The organism is Mesorhizobium qingshengii, assembly GCF_027563465.1.
In the GTDB taxonomy this organism is placed as follows: Bacteria; Pseudomonadota; Alphaproteobacteria; order Rhizobiales; family Rhizobiaceae; genus Mesorhizobium; species Mesorhizobium qingshengii_A.
In genome coordinates, this window is record NZ_JAPFQA010000006.1 from 1 (window position 1) to 24,570 (window position 24,570).

The 24,570-nt window shown below is 63.5% G+C and carries 21 protein-coding genes; 9 read left to right on the forward strand and 12 right to left on the reverse strand.

What is annotated here, in order from left to right:
- Together OOJ09_RS15270 and mutS are read right to left on the reverse strand one after the other, a co-directional pair.
- On the reverse strand, positions 1-3,022 hold a 3,022-nt coding region (locus OOJ09_RS15270; protein ID WP_269905981.1), incomplete at its 3' end, for a hypothetical protein.
- 37 nt (positions 3,023-3,059) lie between these two features.
- The gene (gene mutS / locus OOJ09_RS15275) at positions 3,060-5,831 is read right to left on the reverse strand and encodes a DNA mismatch repair protein MutS (RefSeq protein ID WP_269905982.1); all 2,772 of its coding nucleotides are present in this window, start codon (positions 5,829-5,831) and stop codon (positions 3,060-3,062) included.
- Between the two features lie 214 nt (positions 5,832-6,045).
- Here mutS and OOJ09_RS15280 point away from each other — a divergent pair, with 214 nt between their 5' ends.
- The 3 genes from OOJ09_RS15280 (at position 6,046) to OOJ09_RS15290 (ending at position 9,610) form a co-directional block, all read left to right on the forward strand.
- Positions 6,046-8,325, forward strand: coding sequence for an NADP-dependent malic enzyme (locus tag OOJ09_RS15280; RefSeq protein ID WP_269905983.1), 2,280 nt, complete (start codon positions 6,046-6,048; stop codon positions 8,323-8,325).
- A 192-nt stretch (positions 8,326-8,517) separates the two neighbouring features.
- Positions 8,518-9,198: a PAS domain-containing protein gene (locus OOJ09_RS15285; protein WP_269905984.1), complete on the forward strand. Its 681-nt coding sequence runs from the start codon at positions 8,518-8,520 to the stop codon at positions 9,196-9,198.
- On the forward strand, positions 9,119-9,610 hold the full coding sequence (locus tag OOJ09_RS15290; RefSeq protein WP_269905985.1) for a GGDEF domain-containing protein: 492 nt from the start codon (positions 9,119-9,121) through the stop codon (positions 9,608-9,610). The genes OOJ09_RS15285 and OOJ09_RS15290 overlap by 80 nt, the downstream gene beginning before the upstream one ends.
- Positions 9,611-9,685: 75 nt before the next feature.
- Here the strand turns inward: OOJ09_RS15290 and OOJ09_RS15295 are convergent, their stop codons facing one another.
- Positions 9,686-10,399 (reverse strand): antitoxin Xre/MbcA/ParS toxin-binding domain-containing protein, encoded by a 714-nt coding sequence (locus OOJ09_RS15295; protein WP_269905986.1) that lies wholly within the window; start codon positions 10,397-10,399, stop codon positions 9,686-9,688.
- 345 nt (positions 10,400-10,744) lie between these two features.
- Positions 10,745-11,743 (reverse strand): adenosine kinase, encoded by a 999-nt coding sequence (locus OOJ09_RS15300; protein ID WP_269905987.1) that lies wholly within the window; start codon positions 11,741-11,743, stop codon positions 10,745-10,747.
- A 274-nt stretch (positions 11,744-12,017) separates the two neighbouring features.
- On the opposite strand from OOJ09_RS15300, the gene OOJ09_RS15305 reads away from it, so the two are divergent.
- Together OOJ09_RS15305 and OOJ09_RS15310 are read left to right on the forward strand one after the other, a co-directional pair.
- Positions 12,018-12,902: an EamA family transporter gene (locus OOJ09_RS15305; RefSeq protein ID WP_269905988.1), complete on the forward strand. Its 885-nt coding sequence runs from the start codon at positions 12,018-12,020 to the stop codon at positions 12,900-12,902.
- Positions 12,903-12,989: 87 nt separating this feature from the next.
- Positions 12,990-13,706, forward strand: a complete 717-nt coding sequence (locus OOJ09_RS15310; protein ID WP_269906264.1) for a sulfate transporter family protein — start codon at positions 12,990-12,992, stop codon at positions 13,704-13,706.
- On the opposite strand, the gene OOJ09_RS15315 is transcribed toward OOJ09_RS15310, so the two are convergent.
- From OOJ09_RS15315 to OOJ09_RS15340, 6 genes are all read right to left on the reverse strand, one after another.
- Positions 13,703-14,701, reverse strand: a complete 999-nt coding sequence (locus OOJ09_RS15315; RefSeq protein WP_269905989.1) for a proline racemase family protein — start codon at positions 14,699-14,701, stop codon at positions 13,703-13,705. The genes OOJ09_RS15310 and OOJ09_RS15315 overlap by 4 nt on opposite strands.
- Positions 14,702-14,715: 14 nt before the next feature.
- The gene (locus OOJ09_RS15320) at positions 14,716-15,519 is read right to left on the reverse strand and encodes an isocitrate lyase/PEP mutase family protein (protein ID WP_269905990.1); all 804 of its coding nucleotides are present in this window, start codon (positions 15,517-15,519) and stop codon (positions 14,716-14,718) included.
- A 79-nt stretch (positions 15,520-15,598) separates the two neighbouring features.
- Positions 15,599-16,450 carry a hypothetical protein gene (locus tag OOJ09_RS15325; protein ID WP_269905991.1) on the reverse strand — a complete coding sequence of 284 codons (852 nt, stop codon included), beginning with the start codon at positions 16,448-16,450 and terminating at the stop codon, positions 15,599-15,601.
- 72 nt (positions 16,451-16,522) lie between these two features.
- Positions 16,523-17,188 carry an HAD family hydrolase gene (locus OOJ09_RS15330; protein WP_269905992.1) on the reverse strand — a complete coding sequence of 222 codons (666 nt, stop codon included), beginning with the start codon at positions 17,186-17,188 and terminating at the stop codon, positions 16,523-16,525.
- The gene (gene dut / locus OOJ09_RS15335) at positions 17,188-17,673 is read right to left on the reverse strand and encodes a dUTP diphosphatase (RefSeq protein WP_269905993.1); all 486 of its coding nucleotides are present in this window, start codon (positions 17,671-17,673) and stop codon (positions 17,188-17,190) included. The genes OOJ09_RS15330 and dut overlap by 1 nt, the downstream gene beginning before the upstream one ends.
- An 85-nt stretch (positions 17,674-17,758) precedes the next feature.
- Positions 17,759-18,229, reverse strand: a complete 471-nt coding sequence (locus OOJ09_RS15340; protein WP_269905994.1) for an Lrp/AsnC family transcriptional regulator — start codon at positions 18,227-18,229, stop codon at positions 17,759-17,761.
- A 114-nt stretch (positions 18,230-18,343) separates the two neighbouring features.
- Between OOJ09_RS15340 and OOJ09_RS15345 the strand changes: the two genes are divergently transcribed.
- The 3 genes from OOJ09_RS15345 to OOJ09_RS15355 all read left to right on the forward strand — a co-directional run bounded on the left by OOJ09_RS15345 (position 18,344) and on the right by OOJ09_RS15355 (position 20,940).
- Positions 18,344-18,598 (forward strand): DUF6356 family protein, encoded by a 255-nt coding sequence (locus OOJ09_RS15345; RefSeq protein WP_269906265.1) that lies wholly within the window; start codon positions 18,344-18,346, stop codon positions 18,596-18,598.
- 15 nt (positions 18,599-18,613) lie between these two features.
- Positions 18,614-19,411 (forward strand): class II glutamine amidotransferase, encoded by a 798-nt coding sequence (locus OOJ09_RS15350; protein WP_269905995.1) that lies wholly within the window; start codon positions 18,614-18,616, stop codon positions 19,409-19,411.
- A gap of 161 nt (positions 19,412-19,572) precedes the next feature.
- Positions 19,573-20,940 carry an amidase gene (locus OOJ09_RS15355; RefSeq protein WP_269905996.1) on the forward strand — a complete coding sequence of 456 codons (1,368 nt, stop codon included), beginning with the start codon at positions 19,573-19,575 and terminating at the stop codon, positions 20,938-20,940.
- Here the strand turns inward: OOJ09_RS15355 and OOJ09_RS15360 are convergent.
- Complete coding sequence (locus OOJ09_RS15360; protein WP_269905997.1) at positions 20,934-22,007, reverse strand: NAD(P)/FAD-dependent oxidoreductase; 1,074 nt, start codon at positions 22,005-22,007, stop codon at positions 20,934-20,936. The two genes, OOJ09_RS15355 and OOJ09_RS15360, sit on opposite strands and share 7 nt — an antisense overlap.
- Positions 22,008-22,142: 135 nt before the next feature.
- Here OOJ09_RS15360 and OOJ09_RS15365 point away from each other — a divergent pair, with 135 nt between their 5' ends.
- Entirely contained in the window at positions 22,143-23,735 is a 1,593-nt protein-coding gene (locus OOJ09_RS15365) for a peptide chain release factor 3 (RefSeq protein ID WP_269905998.1), read from the forward strand.
- Positions 23,736-24,014: 279 nt separating this feature from the next.
- Here the strand turns inward: OOJ09_RS15365 and OOJ09_RS15370 are convergent, their stop codons facing one another.
- A complete protein-coding gene (locus tag OOJ09_RS15370) occupies positions 24,015-24,485 on the reverse strand; it encodes a VOC family protein (RefSeq protein WP_269905999.1) in 471 nt (156 codons plus the stop codon).
- Positions 24,486-24,570: the final 85 nt, after the last annotated feature.

The window sequence follows — 24,570 nt, forward strand, 5'->3', positions numbered from 1 at the left end:
GACGCCTTAGCAAAGGCATAGGATCAGCCTTTGGAAAGGCTTCACTATTGGTAAGAATCTCGGCAAGTTCCGAATGCTTTGCAGGGATGATGCTAAGCTCACTCACTTCTGCAAACTGGGTAAGCGCAAATTGCAAATCGATAAACGCTTCGGCGGGAACCCCGTACTCCGCTTCGATCGCAGACCTAAGGGCAGCGTTCCATCCCGCTCGCTCATTAATCGGTCTCCAATTGTCCTGCTCCTTTTTCTTGAGATATTCATCAGAAGCAAAGTTCAGGTTTTTGTTGGTTGCCCAAACAGCCCCTGGTTCCAGTAGCTTACTGAAAATAGCTCTCTCGGTCAGGATATCACCGGCTGGACTCAGCGTGATTTTTGGAGGGATCAGTCCAGCACGTATGGCTGAAAAGAGCTGACTGTTACCTATAAGCAGAAGGACTTTTGCGTATAGCTCTTCCATGTCAGCTCGACTAGGTTCGACGCCGCCATCCTCGGGTGCTTCGCAAGCGCCAATTTCGAGTATGGCTTTCGCCGCGCGCAGAACGGCATTTATCTCGTTCTGGCGCTTAAAGGCCGTTTGATTGGCCCGATCCCCCCGAATGGCTCTCAGCGCTCGTATGGTTCCACGCCATCTTGCCTGCTCTCGTCTGGCGGCCTGGTAGTCGTGCGCTGCCTTGGTGACCAAGCCTAGTCGATTGAAGCTGCGAATATCTTGGATAACCGAACTCAGAATTTCTTGCTTGTAATCGGCGAGAAATTCCCTGCACTGATCTTCGCCGTCGATCTGCGATCCCTCTGCTCGGTCTCGAAATTCCCAGACCGACTGACATTTTACGAGCGAAGACGCAGAGAACGGAATTCGTTTGAATGGCCGGATAAGCTGACGCCCCGCAAGCCGGTCGAGAGGAGTCTTTGCCTCGAAAGCATGGAGCCATCGCCAGTCCTTGGTGCCGACGATTTCCGTTACAATCCGAGCAAAATCGGCTTTAGTTATGGGCTCTTCGGTTGTTTCGCTCAGCAATTCGACAACCGAAGCTGTCAGCGCAACTTCTGCAACATTCTCAGGGAACTGTAAGAAGGGTAGCCAGTTGTCCAGGATTTCGACTGCGCCGCCGCTACCGTCAGCAGCTCGGCGAATTGCAATGGTATTCTCGGGTCTGCCATTAGGTAGCCCTGCTGGTATCTGCTCGAACGCATCGGATTTCGGTATCTCCAAGACCACGCGCATTGGTCGTTTTGGAAAGCTGTTGGGGAATCGCTCAATTAGGAGCGCTCCGATTGTACCTACCCATTGCAGAACGGCGTTCCAGATTTGATAGCGCCATTCTCGGCTTTCGCCATCGTCAGTATTAGACTCGATCCACCAAGTGCGCCCAGCGATAGCCACGGCACCCGACAAGCGGCCTTCATTCACATCGTCAACACTCGCATAGATAGGAGGCGTTCCGTCTTTCCCCCAGTCCGTTCTCTGAACCACTCGGTATTCGTTGTTGGGAGCTTCAAGGGCTCGATAGTCACGGCGGGTAATTCCCTCTATCCGTGGCTTAAGAAGCTCATCCGTGCCCATACCGATCATTGTCGGGGGTGTAATGTCTGTGAAGTGCTCGGGAATCAAATTGCCATCTGTCGTCCGGAAGAAGCCGAACAGATTGAGAAGACCGTTTGGATTCATGAATGAGAATCCGTCGGCCGTTAGGCGATCATGCTGTTCGAGCAACCTGAGAATGTCGGTAAAGTTGCCACCGTCACACGCCCCGAGCACCGCTGCATCGGCGAAGCTGAGCGGTATGAGTTGCCATTTTTTCGGAGCCTCATCATGCTTGATCGGCGACGCAAAGCTGTGAGGTGCGCCCCATCCTGTCAACAGCAACACCGTTGCGCTTCTTCGGCAATCTCCTTGCTTCTCGAGAAAGCGCCAGAAGCGGGAAATATCATCCGCGATGAATTGGTTCGTTTCCTCAGGAAGCGCTCGGACTGTCGCAAATCCGGCCCTCGGGAATCCTTCGAACGTGGTCGGTATCTGCAAGACATGCAAATAGCGGCCTTCATCATACTGAGTGACCATACCACGCAGGGAATGCTTAATCGGCGCGGACAAATTTAGCCGCGTTGTAGGCCAGAATGCCGTCGCTTCCGCATGAATCTCCTGCCGACGCATCAGTGCAAACTGTAATCGTGGCGCCATTCCACCATTGAGCGCGGTGTTGACGAGGACGCTTCTTACGGCGATCGAGATATTGTTCGGGCTGACAACCAACACTTCGCCGCGAAGCGATAGGATCGGATGAAACTCCAAAGGCGTGTTCCCAACCTCGCCATCGCTGACAAAGCGAAATAGGTCCGCATCCAATACAAAGGGTAAGAGGGAATCGGGTTCAATTCCCAGGTGCTTGAGGTCTTCATGTGTAAATCGCACACGCTGGGCGAGTTCAGCTATGACAGCATCGTCTGGCAGCGTAATATTTCCAAAGGTGCTACCCCCCGAAATGGTGCCCCGATTGACCTGAGCCTTCTCGGCCATGGCATCGCTTAGGGTCAAAAGCGCATGCACGGCCTGTAATCCATCGCGTTTCAGCGGCGCGTCGGGGAGTGTTTCAAATGCTTCAATCAGCGTTTGGGTGTATGCTGCCGCCTGTTCCCATTGCCCAGGAAAAATTCGAAAATTGCCGCGCTTAGTAGCAATCAGATCGCAAAGAAAATCCTCGTTTGGATCCTCCAATCGATTTACGCCCGCTTGCGACAAACCTTCATTTAGAGCCAGTTCGAAATCGCCCGAAGTTGGCTTGTGATCGCCATTTGACTTGCTCAGAACAAGTCTTTGAAGCCAGTCGAGCCTTATCCCGTTCGCGTGAAACTCTGGAACAGTGCATAGGCCAGACAGAACGGCGGTTGCATGCTGTTTATCCCATTTCGCGATTTTCCACAGCTCAACATTCTCCGCGACGAACACACTATCGGGTATGTCGGGCGGCATCATTCTCGCAAATATTTCTTCTAAATCCAGCTCCGGAATTTGTGCTTCCATCGTTGTCTCTATTGGGGACGAGAGGCCTGAAATGAAGCTAAGGCTTCCCCGCAAGCCCCTTCAGCCGGTACAGCGCTTCCAGCGCTTCCCTTGGCGTCATCTCATCGGGATTGATGTCGCCAAGCGCCTCGCCCAGCGCGTCGCTCTTCACCGGCTTCGGCGCTTCCCGCTTCACCGCCACCGAAAACAGCGGCAGGTCGTCGACCAGCCGGTTGGTCTTGCCGGAAACCTCGCCTTCTTCCAGCTGGTGCAGGACTTCCTTGGCCCGGTCGACCACCGCTTCCGGCAGGCCGGCCAGCCGCGCCACCTGCACGCCGTAGGAGCGGTCGGCCGCCCCTTTGCCGACCTCGTGCAGGAAGACGACGTCGTTTTCCCATTCCTTGACCCGCATGGTGACGTTGTGCAGCCGCGCCAGCTTTCCGGCCAGCGAGGTCATTTCGTGGAAATGGGTGGCAAAGATCGCCCGGCAGCGGTTCTTCTCGTGCAGGTATTCGACCGCCGCCCAGGCGATCGACAGGCCGTCGAAGGTGGCGGTGCCGCGGCCGATCTCGTCGAGGATGACCAGCGCCCGTTCGCCGGCCTGGTTGAGGATTGCCGCCGTCTCGACCATCTCGACCATGAAGGTGGAGCGGCCGCGCGCCAGATCGTCCGAGGCCCCGACGCGCGAGAACAGCCGGTCGACGACGCCGATATGGGCTGATGTCGCCGGCACGAAGGAACCGGTCTGGGCCAGGATGGCGATCAGCGCATTCTGCCGCAGGAAGGTCGACTTGCCGCCCATGTTGGGGCCGGTCAAAAGCCAGATCGCGCCGTTTTTCGCGCTCCCTTCCGGCGACAGGTCGCAATCATTGGCCACGAACGGGCCTTCGCCGGAGCGGCGCAGTGCCTGCTCGACGACCGGATGCCGCCCGCCGGCAATCTCGAAGGCGAGGCTGGAATCCACCACCGGCCGGCACCAGGCCTCGCTCTCCGACAAAAGCGCGAGCGCCGCCGACACGTCGAGCATGGCGAGCGCATCGGCGCCGGCGCGGATCTTCTCCGCTTCGCCGACCGCTTCCGCCGTCAGCGCATCGAAGGCGGCCAGCTCGATGCTGAGCGCCCGGTCGGCTGCATTGGCGATCTTGGTCTCGAGTTCGGCGAGTTCGGTCGTGGTGAAGCGCATGGCGTTGGCCATGGTCTGGCGGTGGATGAAGCGCGCCTTGGCGCCATCGCTGCCGGTCATCACCGCATGATGGTTGGCGGTCACCTCGATATAGTAGCCAAGCACATTGTTGTGCCGGATCTTCAACGAGCGGATGCCGGTCTCGTCGATCAGCGAGCGCTCCAGCCCGGCGATCACCTTTCGCGATTCGTCGCGCAGCGCCCGCATCTCGTCGAGATCGGCATGGTAGCCGCCGCGCACGAAACCGCCGTCGCGCCTGAGCAGCGGCAGTTCCTCGCCAAGCGCCTGTGTCAGATGCTGGGCAAGCGCCCGGGGCAGCGCATGAATAGCGGCCAGCGCCGCCGTGAGTTCCTGGGGCAGGGTGGTCGCGGCAAAGATCTCAGCGATGGCGCCCGCCGCCTCGAAGCCGGCGCGCAGTGCGCCGAGGTCGCGCGGGCCGCCACGGTTCAATGCCAGCCTGGACAAAGCGCGCGGCATGTCGGCGACGCTCTTCAGGTTTGACCGCACCGCCTGGCACAGCCGCGTCTCGGAGCGGAAGAACGACACCGAGTCGAGGCGCGCGCCGATCGCCGCCGGGTCGGTCAGCGGCGCCATCAGCCGGTCGGCGAGCAGCCTGGCGCCGCCGCCGGTCACCGTGCGGTCGATCGCCTTGAACAGCGAACCCTCGCGGCTGCCCGACAGCGTGCGCAGCAGCTCCAGATTGCCGCGTGTCGCCGGATCGATGAACAGGGTCGATCCCTGTTCCTCGCGCTCCGGCCGCGACAGTGGCGGGCGCTCGGCCTTCTGCGTCTTCTCGACATAGGCAATGGCGCCCGAGATCGCCGACAGTTCGGCGCGCGAAAAGGCGCCAAAACTGTCCGGCGTCGCCACATCGAAGAAGCGCGCGATGCGCGCGGTGGCGGAGGCCGAATCGAACAGCGAGGGCGGCTGCGGGTTGGCGACGCGGCCGAGCACGTCGAACACCGGCTTCAGCTCCGCATCGTAAAACACCGGCTCGGCGACGATCAGTTCGCGCGGGTCGACACGGAAGATGTCGGCGAGCAGCCGGTCGGCGGTGGTGTCGGTGACGCGGAAGGCCCCGGTCGAAATGTCGATCCAGGCCAGGGCGAAGCTTCCCTGGTTCCCTGTCGCGCTGCCGCGCTCCCCGCCTCTTGGGTCGGCTCCGCCCTTCACCCGCCCCAGCGCCATCAGGAAGCTCGATTCCGACGGCGCCAGCAACTTGTCCTCGGTGATGGTGCCTGGCGTCACCAGCCGCACCACGTCGCGGCGCACCACCGATTTGCCGCCGCGTTTCTTGGCCTCGGCCGGATCCTCGATCTGCTCGCAGACGGCAACGCGGAATCCCTGGCCGATCAGCTTCTGCAGATAGTCGTCGGCCGCGTGCACCGGCACGCCGCACATCGGAATGTCGTGGCCCTGGTGCTTGCCGCGCTTGGTCAAGACGATGCCCAGCGCCCGGCTCGCCTTCTCGGCGTCGTCGAAGAACAGCTCGTAGAAATCGCCCATGCGGTAGAACAGCAGCGAATCCGGGTTCGCCGCCTTGATCTCGATGAACTGCTCCATCATCGGCGTGACGGCGGCAGTGGCCGTTGGCAATGATGTCATCGCCTCGGGAGCGTCGGGCTCGTTCGGGGTGTGCATGTTCATGCGCGGCACGCTAGCAGATGTGATGGCGCGGTTTAATGCCGGAGCGTCGAAAAACAGGGGACGACCGAGGCTGTCGGTTGCTTCCATTTGCCCTTCGGTCTGCGATTCCCGAGCGCTGGCGGTTTACACGCGGCGGCGCGTGGTCTTAATTCGGAACGACACAAGGCACCCGCTTCAAGGAGGTGCTGCATAAGGTGAGGAAATCAAGAACATCATGGCCAGGAAAACCGAGAACAACGGTCCGTCCGTCAGCGCGCAGGAAGCGCTCGAATTCCATGCCATGGGTCGCCCCGGCAAGCTGGAGATCGTCGCCACCAAGCCGATGGCCACGCAGCGCGACCTGAGCCTTGCCTATTCGCCGGGCGTCGCCGTGCCGGTGCGCGCCATCGCCGAGGACCCCAGCCGCGCCTTCGACTACACGACGCGCGGCAACATGGTCGCCGTCATTTCCAACGGCACCGCCATCCTTGGCCTCGGCAATCTCGGCGCGCTGGCCTCCAAGCCGGTGATGGAAGGCAAGGCGGTGCTGTTCAAGCGCTTCGCCGATGTCGATTCCATCGACCTCGAGGTCGACACCGAGGATGCCGACGAGTTCATCAACTGCGTGCGCTACCTCGGCCCCTCCTTCGGCGGCATCAACCTGGAAGACATCAAGGCGCCGGAGTGCTTCATCATCGAGCAGCGCCTGCGCGAACTGATGGACATTCCGGTCTTCCACGACGACCAGCACGGCACCGCCATCATCTCGGCCGCCGGCCTGATCAATGCGCTGGAGATCACCGGCCGCGACATGAAGACCACCAGGATGGTCTGCAACGGCGCCGGCGCCGCCGGCATCGCCTGCATCGAGCTGCTGAAGGCGATGGGCTTCGCGCCCGAGAACATCACCTTGTGCGACACCAAGGGCGTCGTCTTCCAGGGCCGCACCGAAGGCATGAACCAGTGGAAGTCGGCCCATGCGATCAAGACCGAGGCGCGCAGCCTCGCCGAGGCGCTCGACGGCGCCGACGTCTTCCTCGGCCTTTCCGCCAAGGGCGCGCTGACCCCGGCCATGGTGCAGTCGATGGCCAAGAACCCGATCATCTTCGCCATGGCCAATCCCGATCCGGAGATCACGCCCGAGGAAGTGGCCGAGATCCGCACCGACGCCATCATGGCCACCGGCCGGTCGGACTATCCGAACCAGGTCAACAACGTGCTCGGCTTCCCCTACATCTTCCGTGGCGCGCTGGACGTGCGGGCCACCACCATCAATGACGACATGAAGATCGCCGCCGCCCGCGCACTGGCAGCGCTTGCGCGCCAGGACGTGCCCGATGACGTCGCCGCCGCCTATCAGGGCAACCGGCCGAAATTCGGTCCCAACTACATCATCCCGGTGCCGTTCGACCCGCGCCTGATCTCGGCCATCCCGATCGCGGTTGCCAAGGCGGCCATGGATTCGGGCGTCGCTCGCAAGCCGATCCTCGACCTCGACCGCTATGCGCAGGAGCTGTCCGCCCGCCGCGATCCGATCGCCTCGACCCTGCAGCGCATCTACGACCGTGTGCGCCGCCAGCCCAAGCGCATCGTCTTCGCCGAGGGCGAGGAGGAGCAGGTGATGCGCGCCGCCGTCTCCTACGTGAACCAGCGGCTCGGCACCGCCATCCTGCTCGGCCGCGACGACGTCATCAAGGAGAACGCCAAGAACGCCGGCATCGACCTCAACAAGCAAGGCATCGAGATCATCAATGCCCGGCTGTCGCGCCGCAACGCGATCTACACCGACTACCTCTACGAGCGCATGCAGCGGAGGGGCTTCCTGTTCCGCGATTGCCAGCGCCTGATCAACAACGATCGCAATCACTTTGCCGCCTGCATGGTGGCGCTGGGCGACGCCGACGGCATCGTCACCGGCGTCACCCGCAACTATTCCACCGCGCTCGACGACATCCGCCGCGTTATCGACGCCAAGCCCGGCCATCGCGTCATCGGTGTCTCGATCGTGCTGGCGCGAGGCAGGACCGTGCTGGTCGCCGACACCGCCGTGCACGACATGCCCAACGCCGAGCAGATCGCCGACATCGCCGAGGAGGCGGCCGGCTTTGCCCGCCGCATGGGCTACGAGCCGAGGCTCGCCATGCTCGCCTATTCCACCTTCGGCCATCCGCAGGGCGAACGCTCCGAGCGCGTCCAGGAAGCCGTGCGCATCCTCGACAAGCGCCGCGTCGATTTCGAATATGACGGCGAAATGGCCGCCGACGTCGCGCTCAACGCCCGCGCCATGGCGCAATATCCGTTCATCCGCCTGACCGGCCCGGCCAATGTGCTGATCATGCCGGCGTTCCACTCGGCCTCGATCTCGACCAAGATGCTGCAGGAACTCGGCGGCTCCACCGTCATCGGCCCGCTGCTGGTCGGCCTCAACAAGCCGGTGCAGATCGTTTCGCTGAATGCCAAGGACAGCGATATCGTCAACATGGCTGCGATCGCGGCGTATTCGGCGGGGACTTGACGAACGATCCGTGCTGCGGACGAACGGCCGGCCAAAGCCAACGATCTGGCTTTCGAACCAGGCGGCGCCCAGATCGCCGTCGGACCTCAGTCCATAAGAAATTGATAATATTCAGCTGGTATAGGGGACTTCTTGCCGACTTGCCGTGGCGGCATCTACGGCGCGCTCAGACCGCCAAACGGGGGTGCGGCCATGAAGCATGACGGAATTCCTGTATCCGCGGTCGGCCTGTGTGCCTACCACGACGAGCGGCTGGACGCCCTGCTCAGCATCACCGGCCGCATGGACGGTTATCTCTACCGCTGCCGCAACGATGCCTCCTACACCATGCTCTATATCAGCGATGGCGTTCTCACGGTCAGCGGCTTTCCGCCCACGGATTTCGTGCACAACGCCGTGCGCGACTATGTCTCGGCCATCCACCCGGACGACCTCGCCGCGGTCTATGCCGCCGTCGACGCCGCGCTCGAGGCGCGTTGCAACTGGAACGTCGACTACCGCATCGTGCCGAGGGTCGGCGAACCGCTCTGGGTTCGCGAGATCGGCGGCGGTGTCTGGGACGATGCCGGCGAACTCGAATTCCTGGAAGGCTTCGTCGTCGACATCAGCGACCGCAAGGTTGTCGAGGACCTCAATGCCCAGCTGCTGCTGGACCTGAAGGCAGCCAACGAGGAACTCTCGGCGCAAAAGCGCGAGATCGAGGTGGCGAAGCAGCAGAGCGACCATTCGGCCAACCACGATGCCTTGACCGACCCTGCCCAACCGGCGCGCCTTCCACGACGAACTCAAATCGGTGGTCGCCCGCTGTGGCGCCACCGGCGAGGCGGCCGGCCTCCTGTTCATCGACCTCGACCGATTCAAGGAAGTCAATGACACGCTCGGCCACGAGGCCGGCGATGCACTGCTGCAGCGCGTGGCGAGCCAGCTTCGCTCGATCCTGCGCAGCGCCGATTTCGTGGCCCGCCTTGGCGGTGACGAGTTCGCCTTCCTGTTCTCGGCCGACACCGAACTGGCGCAGCAGAAGGCCGTGCGCGTCGCCGAACGTATCCTGGAAAGGTTGCGGATCAAGGTCCCGACGCCGAATGGCGCCATCCAGGTCGGCTGCACCGTTGGCGTGGCCATGTATCCGGCGGAAGCCGCCGATTCCGAAGCGCTGATCGCGCTCGCCGACCGGCTGATGTACATCGGAAAAAAGAGTGGCCGCAACCGCCTGGTCACCGCCAGGGAAATGGCGCCGCGACAGCCATCGTCCCGGCCTCGCCACCCGATTCGCAAGACGGCCTAGCCCTATCAAGGGCATGCACAAGAGCCCTTGAACCAGCCCCATCGCGATTTCGCGTCTGCTCAGGCCTCAAGGCACTCAATCCGGCGCGAACGCACGCGCGGCCAGCACCACATCGTCAACCTGGTCCTGACGCAGCAGGTCGATCGGGATGCGGCCGTCGAGCTGCGCCGAGGGGCGGGTCAGCCACAACCACGCGAGCCTCGGATTGCTGATCAGGGAAAGCACCTCGCGGAGACCCGCCACCGGCCTGCCGTCGACGAACTGCGCCAGCGGGAAGACGTGCTTGCGGCCACCCTTGCGCAAGGCGACGACTTCGCCCCGCCGCTGCCAGCGATGCAGGGTCGATCGCGCGATGCGCAGGTTCTCTTCCAGATAGGTCGAGCCGGCGACCCGCCCGGCCCAGTCCTCGATCAGCATCGATTCGAGGTCGTCGGACTGGCTGCGCGGGGATGAGGAAACAGGTCCATCGATATCCACCAGCGATGCCGCCGGAAGGCTTGTCGCGGTGCCGGCTTCGCTGCGGCGCGCGGCTTCCGCCGCCAGCGCGCGCACGAACTTCGATGCCAGGCCGGGAAGGTCGGCATGGATGGCGTCGATGGCGCGCTGGTGCTTTGGCGACAGCAGGGTGACGGCGGAAGCAATGCTGCCGGCGATCTTGGCGACCGAGACCATGGTGGGCTTGTTGATAGCCTCGTCATAGTGGGCAAGCGCGCGTTCGACTCTCTCCGCGACCATATCCGCGAATTCGTCCTGCCTGATGCCGGTCGACTGGGTCTGAAATCTGTTCATGCATCTGTCTTTTTGGGCCGCGCGCGCTCCTCCCCCAGCCGCGGCCGAATGTTGAACTGCTAGTGCGGAAAGCGGAAATCGCGGCGGCAACGGATGCAGCGGCCCGACAGCTTGCTGTCTTGCATTTTTTGACACCCCAACTGGCTATGGGCGCGTCCCGAATGTCAGTCGCGGGGGCGCCTCGATTGCGTGTAGGTGCGATGTGTGACAGCTGCGCGACGGTGAGCAGCCGGTTCGCGAAGCGAATTCATCGTGCCAGTGGCACGATGAAAGGCCGGCGAACGCCGGGACGCTGCGAAGCAGCGGGGACCCGGCAACCACCGGTTCTCGCTAGATGACACTAAACTAAAGCAACCGCAACCCCGCCTGTTCCGCCTCGCGGCGCAAGTTCTGCCGTGGCCTGGGGCCGATCTGCTGGATCACCAATCCGGCCGCCAGTGAGCCAAGGTCACCGCAGGTCTTGAGGTCGCGGCCTTGCGTGTAGCCGTGCAGGAAACCGGCGGCGTAGAGGTCGCCGGCGCCTGTCGTGTCGACCAGCTCCCTGATGGCGGTCGCCTTGATGACGACGGTCTCGTCGCCGCGCACGATCACCGAGCCCTTTTCGGAGCGCGTCACGGCGGCGATCCTGCAATCCTTGCGGATCTGCGCCAGCGCCTCGTCGAACGACGATGTCTGGTAGAGCGACTTGATCTCGTGGCTGTTGGCGAAAACGATGTCGACGGTGCCGGAGCGCATCAGGTCGAGGAACTCGTCGCGGTAGCGGTCGACGCAGAACGAATCCGACAGCGTCATCGACACTTCGCGGCCGGCCGCGTGCGCCAGTTTCGCCGTCTGACGGATCGCTTCCTTGGCGCGCGGCGGGTCCCACAGATAACCCTCGAAATAGGTGACCTTGGCGCCAGAAGCCTTGTCGGCCTCGACATCTTCCGGCCCGAGCTCGACGCAGGCGCCGAGATAGGTGTTCATCGAGCGCTCGCCGTCTGGGGTGACGAAGATCATCGAGCGCGCCGTCGGCGGCTCGCCCTTGAGCGGCCTGGTGTCGAAGGCGACGCCCTGTGCATGGATGTCATGGGCATAGATTTCGCCGAGCGCGTCGCTGGAGACCTTGCCGAAGAAGGCGGCGCGTCCGCCGAAGCTGGCGACGCCGGCCGCCGTGTTGCCGGCGCTTCCGCCGGACGCTTCGATCGCCGGGCCCATGCGGCTGTAGAGCAGTTCGGCGCGCTCGGTGTCGATGAGGTTCATCGCGCCCTTGATGATGCCGTTGGTCTCGAGGAATTCCTCGTCGCACTGGGCGATGATGTCGACAATGGCATTGCCGATGCAAAGCACGTCATATTCCGGCATCAATGTCTCCGCCAAAACCCGAGCCGGCTTCTTGCCATGCCGGCCGGGCGCGGGTGTAGCGATTCGCAGCGGGTTTGCCTAGGGTGCGCTGATATTCAGGCGATGCCGGTCCGCGAATGGCGGCGCCCTGCCCGGAGCGCGCGACAGGCGCTACGACAATTCGACCGTGGCCGAAACATTTCGTCGCCGCGTCGCTTACAAGCCTGGTTCAGCCGATCACGTCTGCAAGGCGAACCAGCCCATGTCTACAAAGAACGGGCCGACAAGGAATGATATGGCGACCGAGCTGGCACTGCTTGCCGTGCTGGCGGTGCTCTGGGGCGCCTCGTATACCTTCATCAAGATCGGGGTCGAGACGATCCCGCCGGTCACGTTCATTGCCGCCCGCACCTTGATCGCGGGTGGTATCCTGTTCGCCGTCATCCGCTGGCGTGGGCTCGCCATGCCGCGCGATGCCGCAAGTTGGCGCCGTTTCGCCTTCCAGGCATGCCTCAACAGCGTCGTGCCGTTCACGTTGATCGCCGCGGCCGAGCGCTCCGTCGATGCCGGCCTTGCCACCATACTCAATGCGACCTCGCCGATCTTCACCTTCCTGTTGACCGCGCTCATCACCCGCCATGAGCCGGTGACGTTGCGCAAGCTGCTTGGCGTCGGCGCCGGCATAGCCGGCATCTGCCTCATCATCGGCACCGAGGCGCTGGGTGGTCTCGGTCACCAGCTCTGGGCGCAGCTTGCCATCGTCGCGGCAACGATCTGCTATGCCGGCGCGGCGATCTTCGGCCGCGGCTTCAAGGGTCTCGATCCGATGCTTCCGGCCGCGGGCTCGATGCTCTGCGGCGCCGTCATGCTCGTGCCGCTCAGTCTCGTGGTTGACCAGCCATGGACGCTGGCACCGTCGACGGCGTCGATCCTGGCCTTGCTCGGCCTGTCCATCTTCTCGACCGCATTGGCCTTCGTCATCTATTTCCGCCTGATCCACACGCTGGGCTCGGTCGGCACGACGTCGCAAGCCTATCTGCGCGTGCCGATCGGCGTCGGCATCGGCGCCCTCTTCCTCGGCGAAAGCCTCGGTTCGACGGCGTGGCTGGGCATGGCCTTTGTCGTGGCCGGCGTCGCGGCGATGACCATCCCCGTTCGCAAGCCGGTACTCGCTCGATAGCTATTGGCTTGTGCTCGCGGCTTGCGCTGCCTATCTCGGGAGCGGCCGCCCGCTCGGCGGCGTCCGTTGACCTGGGGTTCAAGCACGGTGATTTTCGACGCTGCTCGCACTGCGGCCCTTGAGCTGCTCTCGCCTCCGTTTCGTGCCGTGTTCCTCAAGACGTTGGGTTTGACCCTGCTGGCGCTGGTCGCCCTGTGGTTCAGTTTGACCAGTCTTGTCGAGTGGCTGGCCCTGCCATGGCTCCACACCTTGTTGCCCGGCATGCCCTCCTGGGCCGGCTGGCTGGGTGGCATCATCGCCGCCATCGCCCTTGCCTTCGGCATGGCGTTGCTCATCGCGCCGGTGACGGCGATTGTCGCCGGCCTGTTTCTCGACGATGTCGCCGAAGTGGTCGAGCGCACCGACTATCCCGCCGATCGGCCGGGACGCGCCATGCCGGCGCTGCGGTCGCTGGTGCTATCGATGCGATTCCTCGGCGTCGTCATCCTCGGCAACATCGTCGCCTTGCTGCTTCTGCTGGTGCCCGGCGTCAACATCGCCGCCTTCTTCATCGTCAACGGCTATCTGCTCGGGCGTGAGTTCTTCGAATTCGCCGCCATGCGCTTTCGCCCGGAGGCAGAGGCCAGGGCCTTGCGCAGGCACTATGCCGGCACGGTGTTTCTCGCCGGGCTGGTCATATCAGCCTTCCTTGCCGTGCCGCTGCTCAACCTGGTGACGCCACTGTTCGCCGCCGCCATGATGGTGCATCTGCACAAGGCGATATCCGCGCGGGACGCGGCCCGACCCGGATATCGGCCCACCTAACGCAAGAGAAATCCGCGTCCGAGTTCGTCGTCGGGCTCGACGATGAATTCGGATCGGCCGGAATAATAGGCGCGGCCGCCGACGCGGGCGATGATCGCCTCGTGCGGGCCGGCCTGCGACGTCCGCACCACGGCTCCGGAGAAACGCGAGCCGGCGATGCTTTCGAAGGTGCGCGTCTGCCCGATGGCGATCCCGCCCTTGGCATGCATTGCCGCCAACCGGGCGGTGACGCCGGAGCCGGTCGGCGAGCGGTCGACCTCGGCCTCGGCGAAGACGCAGATGTTCTTGGTCACCTCGCCAGAAAACACATCGCGGCCATCGGTCAGGATGGTGCCGTAGAGAAAGGCGAGGTCGGCATGATCCGGGTGCGACAGCGGAAATTCTGCCTTGAGCCTGTTCGTCAGCGCGGTTGCCGCATCGACGAAATCGCGCACCCGGTCGCGGCCGAATTCGAGCCCGAATTGGTGGCAGTCGGCCAGCGCGTAGAAGGCGCCGCCATAGGCGATGTCGAACCTGATCGTGCCATGGCCAGGCAGCTCGATCGTCTGGCCGCCGGCGAACAGGAACGCCGGCACGCTTTCGAACGATACCGCGCCAGCCTTGCCGTCCCGCACCTCCACCGAGGCGACGACCAGTCCGCACGGCGCCTCGATGTTGACCGTCGTCACCGGTTCACGTTTCGCCACCAATCCTTCATCGACGGCGTAGCGGCCGAGCGCGACGATGGCGTGGCCGCACATCGTCGAATAGCCCTCATTGTGCATGAACAGCACGGCGAGGTCGGCGCCCGGCAGGTCAGGCTCGACCAGCAAGGCGCCGTACATGTCGTAATGGCCGCGCGGCTCGAACATCAGGATCTTGCGCAGATGGTCGAGATGGTCGCGCACATAGGCGCGCTTTTCCAGGATGGTGCCCCTGGGGATGTCCGGGTAGCCACGGGTGACGATCCGGAGCGGCTCGCCGCCCGTATGCATGTCGACGACGGTAAGCGTCATGCGACGGGCCCCATTCAAGCTGAAGATTTGGCGAACAGCGCCTGCAATTTGCCGAACGGCATGGCTGCGCGGGTGAAGCCGAACGTGCCGTCCTGCTGGATCTCGCGCGCCGCCGTCTCCAGCATGCCATAGGCGAAATTGGTCAGCCATGGCCCGAGCGAAATGCGCTTGACCCCGGCCATGGCGAGATCGGCGATGGTGAAGCCCGGTCTCGCCATGACGTTGACCGGCTTGCTGACCGCCGAGCAGACCGTGCGGACCATCTCGATGTCGCCGATGCCTGGCGCATAGAGCACGTCGGCGCCGGCTTTCTCGAAGGCTTGCAGCCGCTTGATGGTGTCGTCGAGGTCGGACTTGCCCCACAGGAAATTCTCGGCGCGCGCCGTGAAGACGAAATCGTGCTTCAGCGCCCGTGCCGCCTCCACCGCCGCCGCGACGCGCTCGACCGCGTGCGAGAAATCATAGATCGGCTTGTCCGGGTCACCGGTGTGGTCCTCGATCGAACAGCCGGCAAGGCCGGCGGCCTCCGCCGCGAAGATGGTTTCGGCGGCCTGCTCGGCGCTGTCGCCCTTGCCGCGTTCGAGGTCGGCGGAAACCGGCAGGCTGGTTGCTGCCGTCACCTCGCGGCAATGGTGGATCATCGCCTCGAAGGTCACGGCGCCATCCGGCAGGCCGCGCGAAAAGGCAAAGCCGGCGCTGGTTGTCGCCAGTGCCTTGAAGCCGAACGAGCCCAGCAGCTTCGTCGTGCCGATGTCCCAGGGGTTGGGCATGACGAAGGTCGAGGCATGCAGGTCGCGAAAGATCTTGCCCTTGTCCATGGTAGTTCCCCATCATGTGCGGTGTGGTGGAGCGGAATTTATCCTGCCGTCCTCGGCCGGGCAAACGAATGCGATTGGTTCAGAAGCGTTTGGCGTTCTCTGCTGACAAACGTTCGAATGCGTCGGAATCCTTGACGTAACGCGATGTCTTCTTGTTCCAGCGATAGGTGACGGAAATCTCGTGCGATGAAGCCCCCGGCGGTGCCTCGTCGCAGTCTTCACCGCTCGGCATGGTGGCGTCGGTCACCGTCGCCTTGATCGCGGCATAAGGTTTGTCGGTGATCGGCTGGAAGGCGATATCCTGCGTGCGCTTGTAGGCGCACAGGTTCTCGTCGAACGTATGGATCATGTCGATCAGTTCGAACCGGTCGTTGCGAACCATGATCAGCGGCGTGCTCACATAGCCCTGATTCGAATTGAAATGCGTGCTCATGGTGATGAGCACGTCGTCGTTGGGGCTGACGGAAAGCTTGCCCGGATCACGGAAATAGGTGCTGCGGTCGACGGCGACATTGACGGCGTCGAGCAGTCTCGGCTTGGCGGTGCTGTCGTAGAGCGCCAGCACCGCATAGCCCTCGGCGCTGTCGGGAGAATCGCCGAGGTCGAACAGCATCGCCAGCCGATCCTTGCCGCCGGCCCTTATGTCGAGCACCGCTGCATTAGGGAGGCTCGACGCGTCGGGCGGCGAACCGCCGCTATCGGGTCCCTCGATGTGGCGCATGTCGATCGGCGACCCACCCTTGTAGAAGCCGTCACCGTCCGCGCTCAGGTCAGGGATGACCATCCTGGCCAGGTCGAGATAGGTGACGTCCTTGTGGCCGGGCAGCGCGCTGCCGAGTTCCGGGAAGCTGACGGCCTGCGCGCTGGCTGCCGTCCAGAGAAACGGCGGCAGCAAAAGAGCGAGAACGAAGCGAAGCAGGGTGGGTTTCATGCGTGGCCTCGAGTTGGCGGCGCCAAGCTAGCACGGACAATCGAGGCGTACAGCCGCGCGCTGACGATCAGATCAGTGGATCGGCACCAGTCCGGCGAGTTCGCGCATGTCGTCGAACAGGATGCCGCCGGCCTGGACCAGCCCGTCGCGGTCGGAACAGGGATCGCCATGATAGGAAAATACCCGCATGCCGGCGGCGATGCCGGCCTGCGTTCCGGCGACGCTGTCCTCGATGACGATGCAGTCGGCGGGCGGAAAGCCCATCGTCTTCGCCGCATGCAGGAACAGGTCGGGAAACGGCTTGCCGCGCCCAACCATGGTCGAACTGAACAGCGCGTGTTCGAACAGCGGCAACAGCCCGGTCTGACCAAGCGTTATGTGCATCTTCGACACCCTGGCCGAGGTGGCGACGCAATAGGCGATGCCGGCCGCGCGCACCACTTCGATGAAGTCATGGACGTAAGGGACGGCCTCGACCCCGTGGGCGAACAGGTCGGGTAGGCCGGCATTCCAGCGATCGACGAAATCGGCGCCGAGCCTGACGCTGGTCTCTTCCTCGATCTCCTTCTGCACCGATGCCATGCTGCGGCCGGAGAAGTTCTTGCGGCAATATTCGAAGCTTGTCGGATAGCCGGCAGCGGTCAGCCATTCGGCGAGGCGCCGATTGGCGAGGTTCTCCGTATCGACCAGAATCCCGTCGCAGTCGAAGATAACGAGTTTTGGCAGCGCCCCATGCATCAGGCGGTGCCGGTCGATCCGAACCCGCCCGAGCCGCGTGCCGTTCCGCCGGCCAGGGTGCGCTCTTCCACCGCTGCCTGCGTCACCGCCGCGAAGACGATCTGGGCAATGCGCATGCCGCGCGTCACGGCAAAGTCCTCGTCGCCGAGATTGATCAGCAGCACCTTCACCTCGCCGCGATAGTCGCTGTCGATGGTGCCGGGCGTGTTGAGAACGGTAAGGCCATGCTTGAAGGCAAGGCCCGAACGTGGCCGCACCTGGCCTTCCATGCCTTCCGGTATTTCAAGGATCAACCCGGTCGGCACCAAAGCGCGTTTTCCCGGCAGGATCAGCAGCGGCCGGTCGTCGGGCACCGCGGCCCGCAAATCCATGCCGGCGGCGCCGGTGCTTTCATAGGCGGGGAGGGGAAGTCCTTCACCGTGCGGCAACCTGACGAAGCCGACGGTCGGACCGATGACGGAGGGAGTGTGGAGGGCTGCGCGCATAAAACCGATCCTATCGGCGCGAATGCCGATTCGGTCAATTCGCCCGCAAGGCTATCAACGGCTTTCTTTGTGGCATCACCGTGATCTAGCGCAGTTCCATCGGAACGACGGTCGTCTCCTTGATCTCCTCCATCACGAAGGAGGCGGAAACGTCCGACAGTGCCACCTTGGCGATCAGCCGCTGGTAGAGCCGGTCGTAGGCTTTCACGTCGGCGACGCGGGCGCGCAGCACATAGTCGAGATCGCCGGACATGCGATAGACGCCGATGATCTCGGGAAGGCCGGTTACCGCCGCCCGGAACTTCTGCAACCAGTCCGGATCGTGGTTGGACGTGCGGATCAGGATGAACACCGAAAGGCCAAGCCCGAGCTTGTCGGCATCAACCAGCGCCACCCGCCCGGTGATGACGCCATCCTCCTCCAGCCGCTTGACCCGGCGCCAGCAGGCATTGCGCGACAGGGCCACCCGTTCCGACAGCTGGTCGACCGACAGCGTGCCGTCGCGTTGCAATTCAGCCAGCAATTTTCGGTCGATTTCGTCGATTTCCAACGTCATGTGGGATTTTTGTCCCATGAAATGGCTAAATACAAGGACATTTTGAGACCAATGAACCTGCGAAGCGTGTCAGGATACTCATCATCAGAAACTCAAGCGCTGAAGGGGACCGGCATGTCGGCAAGGCTCGCAAGGATTTTCACCTCTCATCCGGCCAAGGTCGGCGAAACCTATTTCGGCCATATGGCCTTTGCCGCCTGGGTCTCGTCGCGGTTGCTGATGGCGGCGGGGGCCGCGCTCGTTCACGCTTTCTTGCCATTTCTGTTTGAGACTACCGCCAGCCGAATCGTTCGCGAGCTTTACGAGCGGACGCACAACAGAGGCAAACACGCGATCAAGGAGCCCGCGGCTCTCATGGATCGCGCCTAGAGAACGGTTGATGCGATGTGCCGGTGGGCGGCCTATCTTGGTGAAGCGGTCTTTCTCGAAGACATCCTCACGGCGCCCTGTCACTCGCTGATCGCCCAGAGCCATTGCGCCCAGGAAGCGAAATCGCCGACCAATGGCGATGGTTTTGGCCTCGCCTGGTATGGCGACCGGCCCGAACCGGGGCACTACCGCGATATCCTGCCGGCCTGGTCGGACTCCAATCTGAAAAGCCTGTGCCGGCAGATCAAGTCCGGCCTGTTCCTTGCCCATGTGCGGGCGTCGACCGGCGGCGCCACCAGCCGCATGAACTGCCATCCCTTCATCTCAGGTCCCTGGTCGTTCATGCACAATGGTCAGATTGGCGGCTTTGAAAAGATCCGACGCGCGCTGGAGAACTCGCTCTGCGACGCGGTCTTCGACCAGCGCGAAGGCACCACGGATTCCGAATTGTTCTTCCTGCTGCTGATCGACGAAGGATTAGCCACCGATCCGCAAGGCGCCGTGTCCCGTGCCACCAGCCGTGTGCTCGAAGCTTCGCGCCGCGCCGGTCTCGAGCCGGCGCTGAAACTCACAGCCGCCTTCTCGGACGGGCAGGCGCTGCATGCGGTGCGTTATGCGACCGACGATCACGCGCCGACGCTCTACACCTCCGTCTTGCGCAGGGGCGGCCGCTGCATCGTTTCCGAACCCTTCGATCGCGAGGGTGGCGACTGGCAGGCGATCCCGCCGTCGAGCTTCGTCACCATGACCAGGGACGGCATCACCATTGGCCCCTTTGCCCCGGCCGCGGCGAAGCTGGCGCTGGTGGGATAGGCCTTCAGCTTTCTGATTTTGCGGCAAGCGCAGACTTCAACAGTTCCAGCTGCGCAATTCCGGTCAAGCGCAGCCGATGCTCGAATGCTCGACTTGGCTTGAAGTCGCGCCGCTGTCCGCCATCTTGACCTGGGCGAGTGCGCCAAGCCGGAGCCTTGATCATGGACATCGTCTTTTGCTCAACCGTCGATCTCGCCGCCGCGATCGCCGCGCGGAAAATCTCCGCCGTGGAAGTGCTCGACGCGCATCTGGAGCAGATCGACAGCCACAATGGAGCGGTCAACGCCGTCATTTCGCTCGACAGGGACGGGGCCCGCGAGCGCGCCAGGAAGGCGGACACTGCGCTGGCGCGCGGCGAGGCGCCCGGGCCGCTGCACGGCGTGCCGTTCACGCTGAAGGACATGCACGAGACATCAGGCATGAAAACCACGGTCGGCTTCCCGCCCTTCGCCGATTATGTCGCCGGGCATGACAGTCCGGTCGTCGCCCGGCTGAAGGCGGCCGGCGGCGTGCTGATGGCCAAGACCAATGTCGCGACCATGCTGTCGGACTGGCAGTCGAACAACCCGCTGTTCGGCCGCACCGGCAACCCTTGGAATATCCACCGCACCGCGGGAGGCTCCAGCGGCGGTGCCGCGGCGGCGCTTTGCGCCGGGATGACGCCCTTCGATGTCGGCACCGACATGCAGGATTCGATCCGGCTGCCGGCCGCCTTCTGCGGCGTCTATGGCCTTAAGCCGACGGAACACCGCATCTCGCTGGCCGGCGCCTTTCCCGATCCGGGAGGCGCCGCGCGCAGCGTGCGGCTGATGTCCTGCCTCGGGCCGCTGGCGCGCAGCGTGGAAGATTTGTCGTTGATCTATCAAATCATCGCCGGGCCGGACGGGAGCGATACCGACCTTGCGCCGGTGCCGGTCGAGGCCATGCGAAAGCTCGACCTCAAGGCATTGCGCATCGCCGTCGCGCCGTCCTTTCCAGGCTTCCCGGTGGCCGGCGAGATCAGCGCCGCGGTCGAAAACCTCGCAACACAGTTGCGATCGGCAGGGGCGACCGTCGAGGAAGCGAAACTGCCCAGGCCCGATCTGCACGACGATCTGGAGCAGGGCGGCGCGTTGATCGGCATGATGATGGAGGCCGCGCAGCCGCCGGAGCAACCGACACCCATCTCGCGCTGGTTCGAGGCGCTCGCCCGTCGCGACCAATCCATTCTCGCCTGGGACCGGTTTTTCGAAAGCTGGGACGCCTTGCTCTGCCCGGTCTCCATGACCACGGCCTTCCCGCATTGCGAGCCTGGCACGCCGATCAAGGTCGACGGCAAGGAGCAGAGCTACTGGATGCTGCCGGCCTATGGCGCGGTCTTCAACTACAGCGGCCATCCAGCGCTTTCCATGCCGTGCGGGCAGGACAGCGACGGCCTGCCGATCGGACTGCAACTGGTCGGCAAACGCTGGTCGGAGTCGCGGCTGCTCGGCATTGCAGCGGCGATCGAGCCGCTCACCGGCGGTTTTCGCCGTCCGCCAGCCTATTGAGCGAAGCGCGACAAACCGTATGGGGCAAGCAGCGGGTCGCGCTCGCCGTCGAGGATTTCCCTGGCGGCGAACAGGCCGACCGCCGGCGCCAGCGTGATGCCCGAATGCATGACCGCGACATAAAGACCGTCCATGCCCTCGGCTCGGCCGATGATCGGAAAGCCGTCGATCGGCGTCGGCCGGTAACCGACCGTGTGGAAATCCAGCTCCAGTCCGTCGCCGCCGCGCAGCATGGCTTTCATGGCCGCGAACAGCTCGCGAGCGGTGGCTTGCGGATCGATGCCTGGGTCGGCGCCGCCGAAATCCGAGCCGGCGATGATGCGGCCCTCCGCCGTCTGGCGCATGTGCAGCCGTTCGGCCAGCACCAGCCCGTTGAGCAGTTTTTCGTTGGGCCGCGAATGGACGATCAGCCCGGGCGGTGTCTCGATCGGCAGGTTGATGCCGGCAGTCGCGGCAATATCCGGCGAGCCGACGCCGGCCGCGATCACCACCTCGTCGGCGGCAATCACGCCGTGCGATGTGTCGACGCCGGTAATCTTGCCGTCCGACTGGACCAGCGCCGTGACCGTGCTGGTGATGATCCGCGTCCCGCGCCGTTCGGCGTCAGCCAGCAACGCTTGCGTGGCTGCGACCGGCTCCGCGACACCCTCCTCGGCGACATGCAAGGCGAAATCCGGAAGCTCCGTGAGATTGGGCTCAATGCGCGCCGCGCTGGCGCGGTCGACACGCTCTATGCCATAACCCCAGGAAGAATGTTCTGCGGCATAGGTTTCCATCTCGGCCGTCGGCAGATCCCAGCACAGCCCGCCGCACCAACTGAGCGGCAGGCCGGGGAGGTCTTTCGCCAGTCGCGTCCATTCGGCCATCGCGCGGGTGCGCAGCCGGAAATACGGCTCCGGATTGCCCCAGCTGGCATTGATCCAGGCAAACGAGTTCGGCGTCGCGACCCCGCCGGCAGCACTGTCGGCGATGACCGTCACCAGCGCGCCCGCCTTGGTCAGATGCCAGGCGATGGACGCGCCGATGATGCCGGCGCCGATGACGATCACTTGTTTCGCGGTGCTCATGCTGGACCTTCGCCGGATTTTGGGTGCTATTTCTGTGAGCCGTTACCATATTGGGCAAGGCCTATCTGCCCAAAACTGTTCGACAGGCCCAAGAAGCGCTGCTAGAAGCCCGCGCCACAGACAGGATTCCAGACATTGGCTGAAGACATCGAACAAGCGGTATCCCGCCGCCGCACCTTCGCGATCATTGCGCACCCGGACGCCGGGAAGACGACGCTCACCGAGAAGCTGCTGCTGTTCGGCGGCGCCATCCAGCTTGCCGGCGAGGTCAAGGCCAAGAAGGACAAGATCCAGACCCGGTCCGACTGGATGAAGATCGAGCGCGAGCGCGGCATTTCAGTCGTCACCTCGGTGATGACCTTCGAGTACGAGGACAATGTCTTCAACCTCTTGGACACGCCCGGCCACGAGGATTTCGCCGACGACACCTATCGCACGCTGTCGGCGGTCGACTCGGCCGTCATGGTCATCGACGCCGCCAAGGGCATCGAGCCACGCACGCTGAAACTGTTCGAGGTCTGCCGGCTGCGCGACATCCCGATCATCACCTTCGTCAACAAGATGGACCGCGAAAGCCGCGATCCGTTCGAGATCCTCGACGAAATCGAGCAGAAGCTGGCGCTCGATACCGCACCCATCACCTGGCCGATCGGCCGCGGCAAGACGTTCTCCGGCACCTACCACCTGGCGCTGAACGCGGTGCGCAAGGGCGACGACGAGAAGGAGCGCACGCCGGTCAACGGTCCCGATTCCAACCGCGTCGCCGGCCTTTTGCCGGAGAACGAGCGCGAGGCCTTCATCGAGGAACTGGAACTGGCGCGCGAAGCCTGCCGTCCGCTCGACATCGACGCCTTCCGCGAAGGCCACCTGACGCCGGTCTATTTCGGCTCGGCGCTGCGCAACTATGGCGTGCGCGACCTGATCGAGGCGCTCGGCGCCTATGGGCCGCCGCCGCGCGCGCAGGAGGCCGACACCCGCAAGGTCGAGGCGACCGAGGACAAGATGACCTCCTTCGTCTTCAAGATCCAGGCCAACATGGATCCCAACCATCGCGACCGCATCGCTTTCGTACGCGTCTGCTCGGGCAAGCTCGAGCGCGGCATGAAGGCCAAGCTGGTGCGCACCGGCAAGCCGATGTCCTTGTCGGCGCCGCAGTTCTTCTTTGCCCGCACCCGCGTCACCGCTGACGAGGCGTTTGCGGGCGATGTTGTCGGCATTCCCAACCACGGCACGTTGCGCATCGGCGACACGCTGACCGAGGGCGAGGAAATCCTGTTCCGCGGCGTGCCGAATTTCGCCCCGGAAATCCTGCGCCGTGTCCGTTTGGGCGATGCGATGAAGGCCAAGAAACTCAAGGAAGCGCTGCACCAGATGGCCGAGGAGGGCGTCGTGCAGCTGTTCTCGCCCGAGGACGGCTCGCCGGCCATTGTCGGCGTCGTCGGCGCGCTGCAGCTCGACGTCTTGAAGGAGCGGCTGAACTTCGAATACACGCTGCCCGTCGAATTCGAGATGTCGCGCTTTTCGGTCTGCCGCTGGATCTCGGCCGACGACAAGGCCGAGGTGCTTCGCTTCATCGAGGCGCATCGCGGCGACATCGCCCGCGACCTCGACAACGACCCGGTGTTCCTTGCCCAGCATGCCTTCTCGCTGAACTATGAAGCGGAACGCTGGAAGGCGATCCGCTTCGCCACGATCAAGGACTATCAGGTCCGCGAGAAGGCGGCTTGAGCGCGGACGGCGTATGGTTGAATTTCACCTATCCGGGCGCGTTAGCGCCGCCCCTCACCAGCCTGCCGGCATCCTCTCCCCGTATAGGGACGGGGAGAGGGACGCTCTCATCACCGGTTTCGCCAACTACCAGAGTCGCAAGAAAGGCACCGAGGTTGCGGCCAGCCCCTTCTCCCCGTCCCATACGGGGAGAAGTGCCCGGCAGGGCGATGAGGGGCGGCGCCGACTTCAACGATTAGTCGTTCGAACAAAGACCTTGGCTGCAGCGATGCCCTTCACTCACCCTCTGGCCGCCTCTTCGATCTTGGCGATGTCGATCTTGCCCATCTGCATCATCGCATTCATCACTCGGCTGGCCTTGGCCCGGTCGGGATCCTGAAGCAACCTGGGCAGTTGCTCCGGCACCACCTGCCAGGAGACGCCGAACCTGTCCTTCAGCCAGCCGCAGGGGCCGGGTTCGCCGCCGCCCTCGGTGAGCCTCTCCCAGAAATGGTCCACCTCTTCCTGGGTCTTGCAGTCGATCGACTGCGACATCGCCTCGGTGAATTTGTATTGCGGTCCACCATTGAGCGCCTGGAACGGCACGCCGTCGAGTTCGAACGAGGTCACCAGCACCTTGCCTTCGTCAGCGTGGCCCTTTGGCCATCGCATCACGCTCCGCACCTTGGAATTCTTGAACACGGATACATAATGGTTCATCGCCTCTTCGGCCTGGCCGTCGAACCACAGGCAGGTGGTGATCTTTTGCATGCGTCTCTCCTTGGTGCGGATTTCCGGTTGGTGTCGATCTGGTTACGGCCAAAGGACGTTGGGACGGAGCGGGATCCGACAGCGG

Excerpts from the sequence above, each read along its gene's own strand:
- mutS (WP_269905982.1), bottom strand. The coding sequence starts at position 5,831 with ATGAACATGCACACCCCGAACGAGCCCGACGCTCCCGAGGCGATGACA.
- OOJ09_RS15280 (WP_269905983.1), top strand. The coding sequence starts at position 6,046 with ATGGCCAGGAAAACCGAGAACAACGGTCCGTCCGTCAGCGCGCAGGAA.
- OOJ09_RS15285 (WP_269905984.1), top strand. The coding sequence starts at position 8,518 with ATGAAGCATGACGGAATTCCTGTATCCGCGGTCGGCCTGTGTGCCTAC.
- OOJ09_RS15295 (WP_269905986.1), bottom strand. The coding sequence starts at position 10,399 with ATGAACAGATTTCAGACCCAGTCGACCGGCATCAGGCAGGACGAATTC.
- OOJ09_RS15300 (WP_269905987.1), bottom strand. The coding sequence starts at position 11,743 with ATGCCGGAATATGACGTGCTTTGCATCGGCAATGCCATTGTCGACATC.
- OOJ09_RS15305 (WP_269905988.1), top strand. The coding sequence starts at position 12,018 with ATGGCGACCGAGCTGGCACTGCTTGCCGTGCTGGCGGTGCTCTGGGGC.
- OOJ09_RS15315 (WP_269905989.1), bottom strand. The coding sequence starts at position 14,701 with ATGACGCTTACCGTCGTCGACATGCATACGGGCGGCGAGCCGCTCCGG.
- OOJ09_RS15320 (WP_269905990.1), bottom strand. The coding sequence starts at position 15,519 with ATGGACAAGGGCAAGATCTTTCGCGACCTGCATGCCTCGACCTTCGTC.
- OOJ09_RS15325 (WP_269905991.1), bottom strand. The coding sequence starts at position 16,450 with ATGAAACCCACCCTGCTTCGCTTCGTTCTCGCTCTTTTGCTGCCGCCG.
- OOJ09_RS15330 (WP_269905992.1), bottom strand. The coding sequence starts at position 17,188 with ATGCATGGGGCGCTGCCAAAACTCGTTATCTTCGACTGCGACGGGATT.
- dut (WP_269905993.1), bottom strand. The coding sequence starts at position 17,673 with ATGCGCGCAGCCCTCCACACTCCCTCCGTCATCGGTCCGACCGTCGGC.
- OOJ09_RS15340 (WP_269905994.1), bottom strand. The coding sequence starts at position 18,229 with ATGACGTTGGAAATCGACGAAATCGACCGAAAATTGCTGGCTGAATTG.
- OOJ09_RS15345 (WP_269906265.1), top strand. The coding sequence starts at position 18,344 with ATGTCGGCAAGGCTCGCAAGGATTTTCACCTCTCATCCGGCCAAGGTC.
- OOJ09_RS15350 (WP_269905995.1), top strand. The coding sequence starts at position 18,614 with ATGTGCCGGTGGGCGGCCTATCTTGGTGAAGCGGTCTTTCTCGAAGAC.
- OOJ09_RS15355 (WP_269905996.1), top strand. The coding sequence starts at position 19,573 with ATGGACATCGTCTTTTGCTCAACCGTCGATCTCGCCGCCGCGATCGCC.
- OOJ09_RS15360 (WP_269905997.1), bottom strand. The coding sequence starts at position 22,007 with ATGAGCACCGCGAAACAAGTGATCGTCATCGGCGCCGGCATCATCGGC.
- OOJ09_RS15370 (WP_269905999.1), bottom strand. The coding sequence starts at position 24,485 with ATGCAAAAGATCACCACCTGCCTGTGGTTCGACGGCCAGGCCGAAGAG.